10 protein-coding genes are annotated in these 15,328 nt (G+C 53.8%); 9 read left to right on the forward strand and 1 reads right to left on the reverse strand.

Features of this window, described 5'->3' with window-relative positions; genetic code table 11:
• Positions 1–47: 47 nt before the first annotated feature.
• Positions 48–1,193 (reverse strand): tRNA 2-selenouridine(34) synthase MnmH, encoded by a 1,146-nt coding sequence (gene mnmH, locus NITSA_RS01590; protein ID WP_013553278.1) that lies wholly within the window; start codon positions 1,191–1,193, stop codon positions 48–50.
• 52 nt (positions 1,194–1,245) lie between these two features.
• Here mnmH and NITSA_RS01595 point away from each other — a divergent pair, with 52 nt between their 5' ends.
• From NITSA_RS01595 to NITSA_RS01635, 9 genes are all read left to right on the forward strand, one after another.
• Positions 1,246–1,887 (forward strand): phosphoribosyltransferase, encoded by a 642-nt coding sequence (locus tag NITSA_RS01595; protein ID WP_013553279.1) that lies wholly within the window; start codon positions 1,246–1,248, stop codon positions 1,885–1,887.
• Entirely contained in the window at positions 1,884–2,327 is a 444-nt protein-coding gene (gene dtd, locus NITSA_RS01600; RefSeq protein ID WP_013553280.1) for a D-aminoacyl-tRNA deacylase, read from the forward strand. The genes NITSA_RS01595 and dtd overlap by 4 nt, the downstream gene beginning before the upstream one ends.
• Before the next feature lie 81 nt (positions 2,328–2,408).
• Positions 2,409–3,320, forward strand: a complete 912-nt coding sequence (gene ppk2 / locus NITSA_RS01605; RefSeq protein WP_013553281.1) for a polyphosphate kinase 2 — start codon at positions 2,409–2,411, stop codon at positions 3,318–3,320.
• Between the two features lie 188 nt (positions 3,321–3,508).
• On the forward strand, positions 3,509–4,906 hold the full coding sequence (argH, locus tag NITSA_RS01610; RefSeq protein WP_013553282.1) for an argininosuccinate lyase: 1,398 nt from the start codon (positions 3,509–3,511) through the stop codon (positions 4,904–4,906).
• The gene (locus NITSA_RS01615) at positions 4,903–5,802 is read left to right on the forward strand and encodes an RnfABCDGE type electron transport complex subunit D (protein ID WP_013553283.1); all 900 of its coding nucleotides are present in this window, start codon (positions 4,903–4,905) and stop codon (positions 5,800–5,802) included. Before argH ends, NITSA_RS01615 begins: the two co-directional genes overlap by 4 nt.
• A 6-nt stretch (positions 5,803–5,808) precedes the next feature.
• Positions 5,809–7,728, forward strand: coding sequence for a hypothetical protein (locus tag NITSA_RS01620; RefSeq protein WP_013553284.1), 1,920 nt, complete (start codon positions 5,809–5,811; stop codon positions 7,726–7,728).
• Positions 7,725–8,684, forward strand: coding sequence for a hypothetical protein (locus tag NITSA_RS01625; protein ID WP_013553285.1), 960 nt, complete (start codon positions 7,725–7,727; stop codon positions 8,682–8,684). Before NITSA_RS01620 ends, NITSA_RS01625 begins: the two co-directional genes overlap by 4 nt.
• A gap of 244 nt (positions 8,685–8,928) precedes the next feature.
• A complete protein-coding gene (locus NITSA_RS01630) occupies positions 8,929–14,571 on the forward strand; it encodes an SdrD B-like domain-containing protein (RefSeq protein ID WP_148224916.1) in 5,643 nt (1,880 codons plus the stop codon).
• 32 nt (positions 14,572–14,603) lie between these two features.
• On the forward strand, positions 14,604–15,212 hold the full coding sequence (locus NITSA_RS01635; RefSeq protein WP_013553287.1) for an outer membrane beta-barrel protein: 609 nt from the start codon (positions 14,604–14,606) through the stop codon (positions 15,210–15,212).
• Positions 15,213–15,328 lie beyond the last annotated feature (116 nt).

Here is a 15,328-nt window from a genome sequence, read left to right on the forward strand (position 1 = left end):
AATCTTGCGACGTGAGGGGCGAAGCCCCGTGCTTGCGACTTGCGACTTTATTTTAAATACTCCAAAATCTCCTCCGCGTTTCCTCTGAAAACGATCCGCTCCTTTTTCTTCTCGATCTGATAATCGTACATCGGATCGTAATACTCTTCCAGCAGTGCCCGGATCCAAATCTTGTGCCCTTCGGGGTTTCCGGTGCGTAGCTGCTCCTGCCACGCGGCATCCAACAGCGCACTGAAGCGCCGGGTCCGCTCATCTCCCAACCGCTTGCGGATCCGCTTGAAGTTGTGCTGCATCGTTTCGTACCATCCGTAGGGGGTCTCTCCCCGCCGGAAGGCTTCGTCGTATTCTTTTTGGCCGTAGAGGATGTAGTCCTGATAGCTGATCTCGATGCGTTCATCGAGGGGGCGTTCCAGGAGGATCACCGGCGCTTTTTGAAATTCGGCGAAGATCTCGGGGGGGATATAGCGCTGGCCGATGTTGCGGCTCTCGTCCTCGATGACGATGCGCCGATGGCCTGCCGCGTCGTGGCGGATCAGGGCGTAGGCGAGGGCGTTTTCGAAGTCGATCTGGCTGGGCTGGGGCCGGGCATAGCGCCCGAAGGCCGATCCTCTATGTCGTGCCAAGCCCTCCAGGTCGATCGCCTCGTCGATCTGCTGGAGTAGCAGGGTTTTTCCGCTGCCGGTGCGCCCGCCGATTACCAGGATTTCCCTGTTTCGGACCAGGCGGAGGCTTTCGTCCATCAGGTAGTTGCGAAAGGCTTTGTAGCCTCCCTTGAGCCTGGGGACGGCGATGCCGCAGTGCTCGTAGATCCAGCGCTGAACGATTTCGGAGCGCTGCCCGCCCCGCCAGCAGAAGAGATAGGCGTCGGGATGGGCGCGCAGAAAATCGATCCAGGCGTCGATCCGCTTTTGGCGCACTTCGCCGCTGACCAGTTCGTGGCCCAGTTTCACCGCGGCATCGTGCCCCTCCTGCTTGTAAGTCGTGCCGACGCGTTCCCGTTCTTCGTCGTTCATCAGGGGGAGATTGACAGCTTCGGGGAAAGAGCCCTTGGCATACTCTACCGGGGCACGGGTATCGATGAGGGGGCGGTTTTCAGTCACAATGGAACGGAAGTCGTCGATAAGGGGAAGGGGAGTCTGCACCGTCAAGGGCTCCTGCTGGATAAAATCGTTGCCATTATAACACAGCACCATTTCCCCGGAGCCTGTGCTATCATTGAATAGAGAATGACAAAAGGAGGACAGTATGTTTCGTGACCGACAGGATGCAGGCCGACAGTTAGCCCGGGCACTGGAGAGGTATCGGGGGACGCCGGGACTGCTGGTCCTGGCGATTCCGAGAGGCGGGGTGGAGGTTGGCTACGAAGTGGCGAAATATTTGGAGGCGGAGTTCGATCTGATCATCTGCCGCAAGCTGCCTTATCCCTTCAACCCGGAAAGCGGCTTTGGGGCCATCGCTGAGGATGGCACGGTCTACATCAATCCAAGGGCCTCCATCCCTATGAGCGAAGAGGAGGTCCTGGTGATCATTCGGCAGCAGCAAAAAGAGATCGCCCGCAGGATCCGGGTGCTGCGGGGCGGCCGGTCCCTGCCCCCTTTGGAAGGGCGCACCGTCATTCTCGTCGATGACGGGATCGCGATGGGCTCGACGATGCACGCGGCTCTGGAGATGTGCCGCAAAGCCGGTGCGGCCAAAGTGGTGGTGGCGGTGCCGGTAGCAGGCCCCTATGCAGTAGCGGAATTCTCCCGTTTGGCGGACGATCTGGTGGTTCTGGAATCTCCTCCGAATTTCCACGCCGTAGCCCAGGTCTATGAGCGTTGGTACGATGTGAGTGACGAAGAGGTTTTGGAGATTATGGCCCGCTGGCAAAAGGAGCGGGAGCGATGATCGCCGTGCTGCAGCGGGTGAGCCGTTCCTTGGTCCGGGTCGATGGAGAAGTGGTGGGAGAGATCGGCCGGGGGATGAATATTCTCCTGGGGGTCGTCAAAGAGGATACCCGCAAAGATATCGACAAACTCATAGCCAAGATTCCCCATCTACGCATCTTTCCCGATGAGGAGGGACGGATGAACCGCAGCCTGATCGACTGCGGGGGATCGGCTCTGGTAATCAGCCAATTCACTCTGGCCGCCAATGTCAAAAAGGGACGTCGCCCCAGTTTCGAGCGGGCGATGGTGCCGGAGGAGGCGAGGGAGCTCTATGAAGCTTTCTGCGAAGCGCTGGCGGAGTATGTGCCGGTGGAGCGGGGGATCTTCGGGGCGATGATGGAGGTGGAGATCCACAATGACGGGCCGGTGACTCTGATCCTGGACAGCCGGGAGCTTTAGAATCGTATCAAATATATTTTTCGTTAAGTTCGGCAGGAGTAGAATCAAAAAATATACTTTAAAAAAAAACAAGGGGGAGGGATGAAGACTATTTTTCAGGATCTGGAAGTACTCAAAGAACACGTCAAAGACAAGGAGGGCAAAGAGGCGCTCAAAGATCTGGAGAAAAACTTTAAGCTGCTGCGGACCAAAAGCGGCCTGGCTCAGCTGCTCAAGAAAAAAAAGCTCCGCAAGATCATCCGTACCGTGGAGTATGAAGAGGAGCTCACCCAGCTTCAGGTGGAGCTGATCAAGCTCCAAAATTGGGTTTATGACAACAAAAAGCGGGTGATGATCATCTTCGAGGGGCGGGATGCCGCCGGAAAGGGCGGGGCGATCAAACGCTTCATCCAGTACCTCAATCCCCGCAAGTTCCGCGTAGCGGCGCTGCCCAAACCGACCGAGGTAGAGACGGGGCAGTTTTATTTCCAGCGCTACTTCAAGCATTTGCCCGATCCGGGGGAGATTGTCTTTTTTGACCGGAGCTGGTACAACCGGGCCATCGTGGAACCGGTCTATGGATTTTGTACCGAGGAGCAGTATGAGAAGTTTATGAAGGAGGTCCCGGAGATTGAGCATGCCCTCATCGACGATGGAATCACCCTCATCAAATTCTGGTTCTCCATCAGCAAAGAGACGCAGCAGAAGCGCTTCAAAGAGCGGATGACCAACCCCCTCAAGCACTGGAAGCTCAGCCCCGTGGATCAGAAGGCCCAGGAGATGTGGGACAAGATCACTTATTACAAAGAGGAGATGTTCAGCCGCACCCATACCAGCTACGCCCCCTGGATCATCGTCGACAGCAACGACAAAAAACGGGCACGCCTGGAGTCGATCCGCTATGTCCTCTCCCGGATCCCCTACGAGGGCAAAAAGGATGCCGTCATCAACCTCCATCACGACCCCGATATCGTGGAGCGCTATCACCGCCGATCCCACCAGGAGAAAGGGTAAAAGGAATGAGGAATGAGGAATGAGGAGTGAGGAACCGAAAGGAAAAGCCTCAACCGTCTCCTGATTTCAATGTCCATTTCTCGATGGAACATATTCCTATTGAAAAAATTTTCCCAATGACCAATGACCAGTGACTAATGACCAATTAGCTAAAATAGCGTCACTATTTTTGCTTGCAAAGGTTCGCTATGTCCAAAAAGATCGCTTCCGCCCGGATCTCCGCTGAGAGCTCGGCGCTACTCAAGGAGCTCAACGACTCCCTCCCCTTCGACAAGGCCCTCTACCGTGAAGATATCCGCGGTTCTCTGGCCCACGCCCGGATGCTCAAAGAGCAGGGGATCATCTCGGCTGAAGATTATGAAGCCATCGAGAAGGGGCTCCGTCAGGTCCTCGAAGAGATCGAGAGCGGAGCCTTCAGCCTCGACGGCGGGGATGAGGATATCCATATGGCGGTGGAACGGCGGCTGACTGAGATCGTCGGTGATGCGGGCAAGCGGCTCCATACCGCCCGCAGCCGGAACGATCAGGTGGCGGTGGATTTCCGGATGTATGTGCTGCGCCACGATCTGCAGATCGCCGCACTCCTGCGGAAGTTGATCACTACGCTCCTGGAACGGGCCGAAGAGCATGCCGAGACCCTGTTGCCGGGGATGACCCACCTCCAGCATGCCCAGCCGACGAACCTGGGGTATCATTTGATGGCCTACGCATCGATGTTCCGCCGGGACTTGGAGCGTTTCCTCGACTCCTATGAGCGCAACAACCTCTCCCCCCTCGGCTGCGCCGCCCTGGCCGGAACGCCTCACCCCGTCGACCGGCAGATGACGGCCAAAGAGCTGGGCTTCCGCGCCCCCACCCTCAACTGCCTCGACAGCGTCAGCGACCGGGATTTCGCTCTGGAGATCCTTTTTAACATCGCGACGATGATGATGCACATCAGCCGCCTCAGCGAAGAGCTGATCCTCTGGAGCACCAGCGAATTCGGTTTCGTACGTCTTTCGGACAAGCACGCCACCGGCAGCTCCATCATGCCCCAGAAGAAAAACCCGGATATCCCCGAGCTGCTGCGGGGCAAGACCGGACGGGCCTACGGCAATCTGGTGAGCCTGTTGACGGTGATGAAGGGCTTGCCTCTGGCCTACAACAAAGATACCCAGGAGGACAAGGAAGGGGTCTTCGACAGTGTGCATACCGCCGAGCTCTCCCTGCGGGTGCTGCGGGAGATGATCGACGAAATGAGCGTCGACCGTGAGGCGATGGAGCGCGCCTGCATGAGGGGGCACCTCACCGCCACGGACCTGGCCGACTGGCTGGTGCGGGAGGCGGGACTCCCTTTCCGGGACGCTTACCATATCGTCGGAAACGTCGTCAACCGGGCGGAGGAGTTGGGCAAGGATATTTCCCAGATGACTCCCGAAGAGTTGGCGGAGGTCGATGCACGCATCGCCCCGGAAGCCTGCACGCTTCTCGACAATCGGGCTTCGATGAACGCCCGCGCCTCCGAAGGGGGCACCGCCACCGTGCGCACCCGAGAACAGATCGGGCAGATGCGGGAGTGGCTGGAGGGACTCGAATTGAGGCCGTGACCCGATTTCGTTCCTTTTGCAAGCGCTTCCACCCCCAGCTCCAGCAGCTGCTCAATCTGCTGCTGATCCTTCTTTTGGGTAAATACGCCGCGCATCTCTATCTTCCCTGGAGCCATATCCTCTTTCTCTTTTTCATCGCTGCCGTTACGGAGCATCTGCTGATCTATTGGCGTCGGGGGAGAGTGGAATACCTCTCCTATTCCGCACTCAATACCGCCGCAGGGGTGATGCTGATGATGGTCGCTCCCCGGCTTTGGATCCTGGCGTTTTTGATCGTGGCGGGATTGGCACAGAAGCATCTTTTGGTCCGCAAAGGGCGCCATTTCTACAACCCCTCCAACTTCGCCCTGATCCTGGGGCTGCTCCTCTTTTACCGCCAGGCCCACATCGTCCTGGGACAGCTAGGCCACGAGCGATGGCTGGGGGCGGCGGTGCTGCTTCTGGGGGCTTTGATACTCCTGCGGGTCGGGCGCTGGATCATCCCTCTGTGCTTCAGCCTGGCCTATCTCTTTTTTCAGCTTCGATGGGTGGGAGCCTCCGATCCCACTCTGATCCCGGAGACAGTGATTTATCGTTTCTTTTCCGTCTCCTTCATCGTCTTCATCCTTTTTATGCTCACGGATCCACGGACCACGCCCGAAAAAGGATGGCAGCAGGCGCTCTTCGCTGTAGGAGTCGCGGCGGTAGCTTCCTGGCTCGATGCCTGGCACGGTTTCCGGGTGCAGCATCTCTTTATGGCTCTTTTTCTCCTCTCCCCCCTGGTGCCGCTATTCTCTGCCCAAGCATGGAGGGATAGGACCCTTCTTGTTTTCAGTATTGGGCTTTTCCTTTTATCCCTGGGTGCTATAATCCAGATCGAGAGTCAACCCCCTTATTTTTTTGAAATGGATCGTTGAAGTTTGATGAAAAAAGAGAACAAAATCGCCCTGGTCATTCTTGTTGCGGGGATCGTTGCCGCCGTCATTTTTTGGTTTGTAGGCCCAAAATCCGCTTCGCCTTCTCCGAGCACTCCGGCCACGGCGGCTTCCGCACCTACCTCAGCCCCAGCTGAACGGATCATCCTCCCCGAGTATAACGCCAGCGTCTATGCCGATATCCCGGAAGTGCGCCGTTATCTGAAAGAATTGAAGGAGTCCATCCGAAGAGGAGAGGGCTTTTTGCCTCTGTCCGACAACGAGCTCGATGAACGGGCGAGGAGGGTGCAGCAGCTTTTGTTGCACGATCCCAAATTCCTGGCCGATACCCGCTCCGGCGGCAAGATCCTCCACAACGATATGATGCGGATCCTCCCCGCGCTCGTCAGTGCGCTCCCCGATAAGCTTCGCCCGATCTGCAGCAAACACCACTGCTATCAGGCAGAGAAGTACAATTTCGTCACCAATACCACCACCCGGGCCATCGTCGACAGCGACGGGATGAAGGTCCTCTCTGTGGAGCGTTTCCCTCAGAGCCAGCCAGATATCAGCCTGCGGCTGACCCGTATCGCCAAAGCCATCGCCCTCAAAGCGCCGGAGGTCCGCCGCGAACTGGGACACACCCCCGCACCCGATGAGATCACCATGGCCAACGTCCGGGGAACGATGAAAGAGTCTCCCTGTGAAGACAGTACCCATCTCTGCGTCGCCCCCACCTTCGCCCAGCCCGACAAGGCCCAGGCGCTTTGGGCGGTGGTGGATCTGACCCGGATGCGCCTGGCTGCCGCCAAGTGGGCAGGCCTGGGCAAGACCACCACTCCCGCCTGCATCTCCGAGCGGGCACTCCAAAACCGCTACATTATGGAGAACTTCTGTCAGAAAGATCAGCACATCGAGCGTGACGGATGGAAGATCACTTACCATTTGACCGGATCGGACGGCCTGGAGATCCGGGATGTGAGCTTCCGGGGACATCCGGTTCTCCGTTCGGCCAAGATCGTCGACTGGCACGTAGCTTATCAGGAACGGGGAGGGGAGCGGCTCGATACTTCCCATCCCGTGACCCTAGCCGGGCATCGGGTGGAGTTTGTTCGGGGAGAGGGGGACCGCTATCTCTTCGGCTACAATGATGCGATGGGGTGTCCCATGTTTTCCACCTCTGTGGTCCTGGCCTTCAACGGTCCCCAGATCCGGGATTTGCCCGGGGGTAAAGGCTTTATGCTCACCCAGGATTTTCGCAATCCCAAATGGCCGATGGCGTGCAACTACCGCTATGAGAACCGTTATGAATTTTACAAAGACGGCTCCTTCCGTGTCGTCGGTGTCAACAAAGGCCGAGGGTGCGCCGACCATGCCATTTACCGGCCTGTGATGCGCATCGATACCGATCTGGGAGATGGGGAGCACGAGAGTTTCGCCGACTACAACGGCAGCGGCTGGCATCTCTGGGAGCACGAAGGGGTGAGCCGCACCGATGAGGTTTCGGATGCCTACCTCGGGCGTTTTCCTTACCGTATCGCTCCGGTGAATGATCCCGCGGCTGGTTACTATATCGAACCCAATCACGGACAGTTCCACGACGGGAGCCGGGGGGATCACGCCTCACTTTTTGTGACCCGTTTTCATCGTGAAGAGGGGGATACGGATATGTTGACCCTGGGTTCCTGCTGCAAACTCGACGAGGATGGCCCCGAGCGCTTCATCACACCTCCGGAATCGATCGCCGGAGGAGCAAACCTGGTGCTCTGGTACATCCCGCGGATCCGTAACGATGACCGACCCGGCCACGAATACTGCTGGGCCGACACTGTGATCGGAGAGGACGGCAATATGCATGTGCGGGTCTGGCCCTGCACCGTCGGGCCCCGCTTCGTGCCGGTCTCTTCCGTCAAAGAGGAGAAACGATGAGACGATTAGTCCCGATCCTTTTGGCCCTGGCGGCGGTGGGAATCCTCTTTGCTGTTTTACTCAAGTTCAGGCATTCTGCTGCTCCTGCTAAGCCCACTCCCACTGCCACTCCCGCCGTCTTGAGCGGTCCGATCCTTCCTCTTCGCCGCTGTGCCCGTCCTCCGGCTTTCCTCAGCCGGCAGCTTGGCCGGACCCCAATCCGTATCGACCTGACCCAGCGCGCCTACCGGGGAATCGCTTTTCTCTACGGCCCCCGCTTCGGACGGGTCCTTCATCGCAAGGAGTGGGAGCGCTTCGGCCCCCTGGGCACCTATGCTCTCGATCCTATGGGAAATCTCTATTTAGCGCCTATGCCTTTCATCAGCATTGAGCCAACTACCTTCGAACATCAGCGTTTTCTCTATAAAATGGATAGTCAAACAGGCCGGCTTTCTCCCCTTAAGCGTTTCGAAGATATCCACCCCTCTGCCCGCAACCCCTACGGGTTGATTTCACTCGCTTATGATTGCGAGGATGGGACCCTGTGGACCTCTTCTCTGGATGAGAGCGACTACCGCTCCCAAAAAGGAGTCATCTACCATCTCAATCCCCGGTCAGGGCAGATTCTCCAGGAGCTTCCCGGTTTCGATGCGTTGACGATTGCTTTGGCTCATAGCTCCGGTGAAAAACTTCTCCTGGCCGGTTCCGCACGGGACAATGCTCTCTATGCTTTCCCCATCCAGAAGGGCCGACTCGAGGGCCCTCCCGTGAAGGTCCTGGAACTCCCTGACCCACAACTGCACATCCGGCGTATTCGTATCCTGGGACCTGATAAACTGCGGCTTGAGGCGATTCCCTTCAACTACTCATTGGTGGCGGAGCACGGCCGGGAATATCGCATTGAATACGAAGCGAGTAGAACGACCCGTTCACGGAAGTGGAATATTATGCGGCTTTCAAAATCCTCTCTACGTTAAGCCTATCTATATCAGTACACCAACTATAGCAATAAATTTAATAAGTTTCTGAACGAGGACTCCCAAACAAGACGTGAAATTTTTATCGTCAATGGTGTCAAGGTTACTTGGCGGGCACTATATAAGAGATAATTATTTATATCTTATATAAAACATATATTTAAAATTAAATATGAAAAGGTGATTCTAAATAGATATTTGTATAATTCGAATTAAATTTAAATTAAATATAAAGGGAAAAATCTTGCATTATATTCATTTAAAAGGCTTGAGGATGGGTAAAGTGCTGATGCTTTTCAGCTTGTCTAGTCTTTCGCTTTTTGCAGATATCCAAGGTGTCGTCTATAAGGACTTCAATTTCAATGGTGTCAAAGATGGAGGCGATGCGCCGGTAATCGGTGCGACGATTACCGCCGTATGTAATGATGGTAATAGCTATCAGGCCATAACGGATGCTGACGGCTCTTACACGCTCACGGGATTTCCCGCAGGAAGTAAATGTCGTGTTGAGGCAGATGTAAGTAGTGCGGGTCTTGGTTCTGCAAGCAATGCGGTCGGTTCTTCGTCTCCCTTGGTAGATATCGTTGCTGATGGCACTACACACAATATTTCAGCCGGTTCCCCGGCAACCTATTGTCAGGATAACCCCGATGTTGTGATGGCGGCTCTTCCGGGGTACTATACTGCAGGAAATTATCATGCAGGCGGAGGGACGCCACCGCCAAATGATTTTGGTACGGTTTTTAAAGTGCCTGCACCGAAAAATGGAGTTTTTAACGATAACAATAGTATCAATGCAAAACGTTCAAAGCTTGCACAAGTTGCTCAGACGGGTGCAATCTGGGGAGCGGCCTGGCAGAAAGGAGGTAAAAACCTTTTCGTCTCTGCCGCGCTTAAACGGTATGTACCACTTAAGGATGAAACTTCTTCCGATGCTGTACAGCGGTCAGCAGGTACTATATACAAGATTGATACACAGACAAACACAGTATCGCCTTTTGCTGTTGTCCCTGACGTACTGACATCGACAGCTGCTGATCGTTTACACAATAGAGACTACGGTTACAATCAAGACACGGATGTAGTTCATTATGCCGGTCGGCAAGGCTTGGGGGACCTGGATATCAGTGAAGATGAAACAAAACTCTACACGGTCAATTTAAAGAATAAGAAGTTGGTAGTGATTGATGCTTCCGATGGTACTATCATTGACTCTATCTCAATTCCCAACCCATATGGAAATGATTGTAATGATGAAAAGGTCCGTCCCTGGGCCCTCAAGGTAAGGGGAAATGATGTCTTTATCGGGTCTGTCTGTGAGGATAAGATTGACACAGGTGACTATACTACGGATTTAGGTGCCGCAATCCAAAAATATGATGGTGCAGCCTTCCAAACCGTTGCCCGAACCAATTCACTGCGTTATTTACGTGCTCGCGCATACGAACCTGCCAACAAATCTGAGGGAGACGGTTACCGCTATACGAACTGGTCCAATGGAAATGATGAAAATTATGACGCACCCATGTTGACCGATATCGAGTTTACCAATCGTGGGGATTTGGTTCTGGGTTACACGAGTCGGCAGACTTACAACCGTTATAATTTATTACGTGGTGATATTCGGAAAATGTGCTACAACGCGAATGGAAGTTATACGGATGAAGATTCCGACATAGCTCATACAGACTGCCAGACCCATACCGAGCAATATGATGGCAATCCCACGATTTATAAAGAGTTTTATGTAGGGGATTTCTACGGATCCAATCATGGGGAGCATGGACACCCTGAGACCGCTTCAGGTGCTTTGGCCCAGAAGCCCGGTGCATCCAACATTATCGTGGGAATGATCGATGCTACTAACTGGTATCAGCCGGGAGCGATCGGTAATTACGATAACACGAGCGGAGACAAGATCGGTGCTCAGGCAGTAATTGACAATCGGAAAATGTCTGATGGCGGGGAACGTGAAACTTATGGTTCGAAAGCAGGTGGTATGGGAGACGTGGAACTTCTGTGTGATCCCGCGCCTATTGAAGTAGGGGATTATGTTTGGATGGATATTAATCAAAACGGTATCCAAGATCCCAACGAACCGGCTTTCTCTGATGTGAATGTTACACTGGAGTGTGAGGAAGGCCAAAGCTACGTTTCTTACGGTACCGCAACGACGGACAGCAAAGGTCATTATTACTTCGGCGGCCTGAACAATGTAAACCTTGCCAACGGTAAGACCCTCCGTAGCGGACAGAACTGTCGCCTTAGCATTGATGAGAGCGAAGTCAACGGTAAACCTCCGACAACGAAAGATGTCAACAACAATACTGAGGATCAGCATGATAATGATGCCGAAGACAGGAATGGATTTGCTGTCATTGAGTTTAGCACCACGGCGAGCAATAATCATGATTTGGATTTTGGGATTCAGCCCGCCCTCGGGTGTCTAACCGGTATCCTCTATGAAGATGTTAACGGTAATGGAGCGTTGGATTCAACTGATCAGCGTGCCCCTGCGCATATCACGATCAAGATCACTGATGCCTACGGAAACCATTACGCTACAGAGACCGATGCTCATGGATCGTTCTCTTTGACGGGGGTCCCTACCGGCCAAGTTCAGATGGCTATCGACACGACGGATACAGATATCCCCGAAGGAGCAGTTTGGAGTAATCCTCCGGGGAGTGCCGTGAGGATACAAGTTCAAGAGAGTACCCCCAACGGTACGCCCAACACTTGTGCTGAACAGGATTTCCCCTATACGCTTCCTAGCGAAGAGAATCGCGATCCCAAGACTACGGCTACTTGTGCAAATCCCACCTCTCTGACTTGGGAGGGAGCGAATGTGGGGACGGCATCATCCTGGGATGGCAACAATATGGCTAGCGCTAAGACCTTTACCACGGAAGGCGGGATTCCTGTCGATGTCACTATGGAAATCATCAACGATAACAATGAGGAGTTCAACCCTAGTGACTCTGGTACGAATGCCGCATTCGGCAAGCCTTATTTGACCCTCTACCTCGGGGATCAGGATCAACCGGGTGACGGCAACTACAGCGCTCAAGATTGTGCCGCACACAGCTATGACTTGGTGGCAGGGGAGTCTTATCAGCTTGAGGTTGACTTCTCTGATCCGGTCATTCTGGACAATTGGCGCCTCCGGGATGTGGATTCGGGTGACATTCGTAATGATGAACCCAATTGGAATTGGCAAGACGGTATCAAGGTTGAAGCCTACGATGCGAACAATCAACCGGTGGAGGTCGAGACCAAAATCGGCAACAGCGGTGCCGGACTAATCGTGGATGCCAACGGTACCGTCCATACTGATCCGGATCATTATAATGGTGGAGATGTGGCTCATGGGCCCGGAGTAACCCCCAACAGTACCAATGGGCACATCGTATTGACCTCTAACTTTATTCCCATCAAGCGACTCGTCATCACCCATTTGGCGGGCCCGGATGTTCACTGTCAGACACGTTCTGCCCTAGCCGCAGCCGGTTTTGCGGTCTGTAAGCCCCTGCATCTCTCCGGTAAGGTTTACGACGATGCGGATGGTGTGGCTTCGAGCAGCGAATGTGCCACCAGTGACAATCAAGTTGACGGCACCCCCATTAGTTCCCTCGATGGTACGGCTCTGAATGTTTGTCTGATCGGACCGGATGGCAAAGTAGTCGATACCCAGACCCTTAGTAACGGTACTTACGATTTCGACCGCTATATTCATCCCAATACGACTTACAAAGTTATTGTTACTCAAGAGGGATGTATCCCGGGTTCTGATGCTCCCGATTCTTTATTGCCTCAAGGTTGGCATTACGAGGGAGAGCAGATTGATCCGGATAATAATCCAGGACACGACGGAACCGTCGACGGGGTGATCAGCATAGATGTCAATACTTCAAATGTGAGTGAGATCGACTTCTCCCTCAACAAAGAGCCTAGAGCCAGTGGATACATTCGTCCCCTCGAATTAAATCCCGGAGGCAATACGGCAGTGCAGTTTGATCTCTCCGGCAATCCGACGTCACATTATATTGATGACTTGGAAGACACCTCTGAAGTCGCAATCCGCATCAGCTCCATTTCTAATGGACAGCTTTATTATAATTCGAACCAGGTCCATATCAATGATGTGATTCCTAGTCCTGATATTTCGTCATTCAGTATCGATCCAGATGACGGTGACGTAGTTGCGACTTTCATCTATCGTGCCTTGGATAAAGCCTGCCGCACTTCCGATGAGGCTGTCTTTGAGGCCCCCTTCAGGACAGTAAATATTTCCGGAAATCTCTATCTGGATATGACACGAGACGACAAGGTAAACGGTACGCCAGTATCTCAAAGTTGCGATGGAGAGACCCCTCTCTATGTCAACCTTGTGGATAGCAACGGAAATGTTCTTTCAGCCGTACCGCTTGATCAGGACGGTAGTTACGCCTTTCATTATGATGATGGCGTAGTTGCCAATAGTGACTATACATTGATCCTCTCGACTATTCGGGGTGAAGCGGGTGATCCTGCGCCTGAAGCGACGCTCCCCGAGGGATGTGGCCACTATGATGGAGAGAATATCGAATCAAAGAATCCAGACGGAAATGACGGAAACGCCGACGGTCGTATAGCAGTGCGTATGGATACGACAGATATTAACCAGGTCAACTTCGCGATCACCCCAATGGTCAAGATCGGGGATCAGCTTTGGATCGAAGATGACAACGACGGTATCTACGAACCAGGAGAGGAGCCAGTTGTGGGCGCGACGGTCACCGCCGTATGCGGCGATCAAAACTTTAGTGCGGAGACCGACGGGATGGGACGCTACCTGATCGAAGTCCCCGCCAATATCGGTACCTGTACCGTCTCTACGCCGACACCGCCTAATACAAACCCCACGGTGGGTTCCGAAGATGATACAGCTTCGGCAGATACTTTTGCGGAGGAAAATAATCACAGTCACAACAATAGAGGTACCTATGTGGATATTGGAACCGAAAATATTTTGAGTCTTGATTTCGGCTTTTCCAAGGCAGTTGCCATCGGTGACACCGTCTGGATGGATGACAATATGAATGGCTTACAGGATGATAATCACCCGATGAGTGGAGTGCATGTGGTGCTCCATCGAGCTGACGGCAGTGTTGTAGCTGAAACAGATACTAATAGCAGCGGCCAATATTACTTTGGTAACCTGGAAGCGGGAGACTATTACGTCAGCTTCGACGATCAGTACTACTACACCGACCCGAATGTCGGGAGTGATGATACGATCGACAGTGATGTCAACCGCAGCACTTTCCGGACGGAGACGACCCATCTTGACTGGGGTGAGCGGGATATGACAATCGATGCGGGGATCACCCCCACTGCCCATATCGGGGATTACTTTTGGATTGATGAGAATAAAAACGGGATCCAGGATCCCGGTGAACCTCCGGTCGCCGGGGGTGTTGTCGAGCTCTATGATGCCGACGGCAATCCCGTCTCCGATGTCCACGGCAACCACAGTGTCACCACTGACAGTAACGGTAAATACGGCTTCGATGTTGAGCCTGGCCAGACTTATAAGCTGCATTTCATCATCCCAAAGAATTTGCAAGAGGATGGCTATGTCTTCACCCCATCCAATGCGGGAAGTGATACAGGAGATAGTGATGCCGACGGTAGCGGGTTCACGGTTACGGTCACTCCCCACGCCGGGCAGAACATTGTTACCCTTGATGCCGGCATTAACTGCGGTTGTGACCGGAAGCAGGTTTCCAACGACAGCGGTGGCGGATCCGCAATGGGCGTGGTCAGTGGATTGCTGATGATCTTCCTGAGTGCCGGCTTGGGGCTTTGGATGATCCGAAGAGAAGAGAGTGAGGTTCTGGGATGAGCTTGCAAGTAATGCCTAAAGGAAAAAAGAAGATGGATAAGCTGATCAAAGCAGTGACCGCCGCGGCCCTGCTGACGGGCGGGAGCTTTCTTTATGCCGGGAAGAATGTTGCGCCGGCCGTGGCACCAGTAGCAGCGGTGGAGGAGCCCTGGGGGCTTTATGCGGGGCTGGGGTTGCTGGGGAGTTATTTCGGTCGGGATTGCCCCTGCGGCGGCGGTGTGAGGATCTATGACCATACCTATGGATTGACCGGATTGCTGGGCTATGATTTTAACTCCTTTCTCGGGATACAGGCCCGCCTCTCCTGGGCTCCTTTGGAGAGTGACTTTATGAAGATGGGCAATGGAGGGCTCTACCTGCGTCCCCGCTACTCCTTGACCGACCGACTTGATGTCTACGGACTGCTGGGGTACGGCTGGAGCCGTTTGAGCTGTGACTGCCCGGGCCATCCTCATCATCATCACAATCTGCACGGATTTCAATGGGGTGTAGGTGGAGAGTATTTCTTCGATAATGAGCGCATCGAGGGCAAACGTAAAGGGTGGTCAATCTGGACCGACTATGTCAACCTCTTTCACGACAAGACCCGCAACAACTTCACCGACAACACTTGGCAATTGGGTGTCGCCTATCACTTCTAGGTAGTCCGCCTTTCCTAATTTTCCCCATCAGGGGGCTTCCTTCTACTTGTTTTAAACTTTTTTTTACACTTTTTAATTGCTCTGTAATATCCGGTACCCTACAATGATAAATCTAT

Source organism: Nitratifractor salsuginis DSM 16511 (genome assembly GCF_000186245.1).
Taxonomy (GTDB): Bacteria; Campylobacterota; Campylobacteria; order Campylobacterales; family Sulfurovaceae; genus Nitratifractor; species Nitratifractor salsuginis.

Excerpts from the sequence above, each read along its gene's own strand:
- NITSA_RS01635 (WP_013553287.1), top strand. The coding sequence starts at position 14,604 with ATGGATAAGCTGATCAAAGCAGTGACCGCCGCGGCCCTGCTGACGGGC.
- ppk2 (WP_013553281.1), top strand. The coding sequence starts at position 2,409 with ATGAAGACTATTTTTCAGGATCTGGAAGTACTCAAAGAACACGTCAAA.
- dtd (WP_013553280.1), top strand. The coding sequence starts at position 1,884 with ATGATCGCCGTGCTGCAGCGGGTGAGCCGTTCCTTGGTCCGGGTCGAT.
- NITSA_RS01625 (WP_013553285.1), top strand. The coding sequence starts at position 7,725 with ATGAGACGATTAGTCCCGATCCTTTTGGCCCTGGCGGCGGTGGGAATC.
- NITSA_RS01595 (WP_013553279.1), top strand. The coding sequence starts at position 1,246 with ATGTTTCGTGACCGACAGGATGCAGGCCGACAGTTAGCCCGGGCACTG.
- argH (WP_013553282.1), top strand. The coding sequence starts at position 3,509 with ATGTCCAAAAAGATCGCTTCCGCCCGGATCTCCGCTGAGAGCTCGGCG.
- mnmH (WP_013553278.1), bottom strand. The coding sequence starts at position 1,193 with ATGGTGCTGTGTTATAATGGCAACGATTTTATCCAGCAGGAGCCCTTG.
- NITSA_RS01620 (WP_013553284.1), top strand. The coding sequence starts at position 5,809 with ATGAAAAAAGAGAACAAAATCGCCCTGGTCATTCTTGTTGCGGGGATC.